This is a genomic window from Variovorax sp. efr-133-TYG-130 (genome assembly GCF_030208835.1).
GTDB lineage: Bacteria > Pseudomonadota > Gammaproteobacteria > Burkholderiales > Burkholderiaceae_C > Variovorax.
The window spans coordinates 1-1453 of the sequence record NZ_JARVTD010000053.1; the positions used below are offsets into that span (position 1 = coordinate 1).

The following is a 1453-nucleotide window of genomic DNA, read 5'->3' on the forward strand; positions in this document are numbered from 1 at the left end:
TGGGCGGATTCAACCGGTCGTCGCAACACCTTCAATCATGGAGGTGTTATGGGAAGACATACAGGGCGGATGCAGAAGTCAATGGGGCGCGCAGCCATGCGCTCACCAGGCGCGCCTTCGCTTCGACGTGAGGTGGAGCGGCAGTTCTGGAAGCAGATTGCCACCGGAATCACGAGCGAGAAGGCAGCCGAAGCCGTTGGCGTGTCGCAGCCGGTGGGCACGCGCTGGTTCCGTCATCGTGGTGGCATGCCGCTGTTCATGTCCAAGCCTGTGTCCGAGAGATATCTGTCGTTCGCCGAGCGAGAAGAGATCGCTCTTCTGCGGGCCCAAGACATTGGAGTGCGGGAGATCGCTCGCCTGATCGGGCGAAGTCCTTCGACGGTCTCACGGGAGTTGATCCGCAACGCTGCAACTCGCGGCGGCAAGCTTGAGTACCGGGCGTCGGTGGCGCAGTGGAAGTCCGAATTGGTAGCCAGAAGGCCCAAGCCAGCCAAGCTGCTCGCCAATCCGCAGCTGCGCAAGTATGTTCAAGACCGCCTGGAGGGCAAGATCCACGATGCTCAGGGGCGCGAGGTCGCCGGACCTCGGCAAGCTCTGTTCATCGGCCGCAACAAGCCGCATCGGGGTGACCGCAAGTGGGTCAATGGCTGGTCGCCGGAGCAGATTGCAAACCGTCTGCAGGTCGACTTCCCGGATGATCCGTCCATGCGCATTTCCCACGAAGCCATCTACCAGGCGCTCTATATTCAGGGCCGAGGTGCTCTCAAACGCGAACTGGTGAGCTATCTGCGAATGGGGCGTGCGTTGCGAGTGCCACGGGCCAGGGCCCAGGCGAAAGCCTGGGCTCATGTCAGCGAGGAGGTGATGATCTCCAATCGACCTGCAGAGGCGGACGACCGTGCCGTGCCGGGACATTGGGAGGGGGATTTGATCATCGGCCTGGACAGGTCCGCCATCGGAACACTGGTGGAGCGATCGAGCCGCTTCACCATGCTCGTGCATTTGCCTCGCGAAGTGGGCTACGGACTGATTCCTCGAACGAAGAACGGTCCTGCGTTCGCAGGCTACGGGGCCATCACCATGGCCAACGCGCTCAAGAAGACCGTGACCGCGCTGCCTGCTCAGCTGCGGCAATCACTGACTTGGGATCGCGGCAAGGAGTTCTCAGACCACGCACGGTTCACCATCGAATCCGGGGTGCGTGTCTTTTTTGCCGATCCTCACAGCCCATGGCAGCGCGGTACGAACGAGAACACGAACGGGCTGCTGCGCCAATACTTCCCCAAAGGCACTGACCTGTCTCGCTGGAGTGACCAAGAGATTCAGGCCGTTGCGCGAACCTTGAACAACAGACCGCGTAAAACGCTGAGCTGGAAGACACCAGCTGAGACTTTGAACGAATACCTAAAATCCGTTCGAGAACCCGGTGTTGCGACGACCGGTTGAATCCGCC

General features: G+C 60.9%; 1 protein-coding gene. It reads left to right on the forward strand.

Features of this window, described 5'->3' with window-relative positions; genetic code table 11:
• Window positions 1-69: 69 nt before the first annotated feature.
• Window positions 70-1446 (forward strand): IS30 family transposase, encoded by a 1377-nt coding sequence (locus QRN67_RS32685; RefSeq protein WP_285415188.1) that lies wholly within the window; start codon window positions 70-72, stop codon window positions 1444-1446.
• The last annotated feature ends 7 nt before the right edge of the window (window positions 1447-1453 follow it).

Coding starts and splice junctions, on each gene's coding strand:
- QRN67_RS32685 (WP_285415188.1), top strand. CDS start 70: ATGCAGAAGTCAATGGGGCGCGCAGCCATGCGCTCACCAGGCGCGCCT.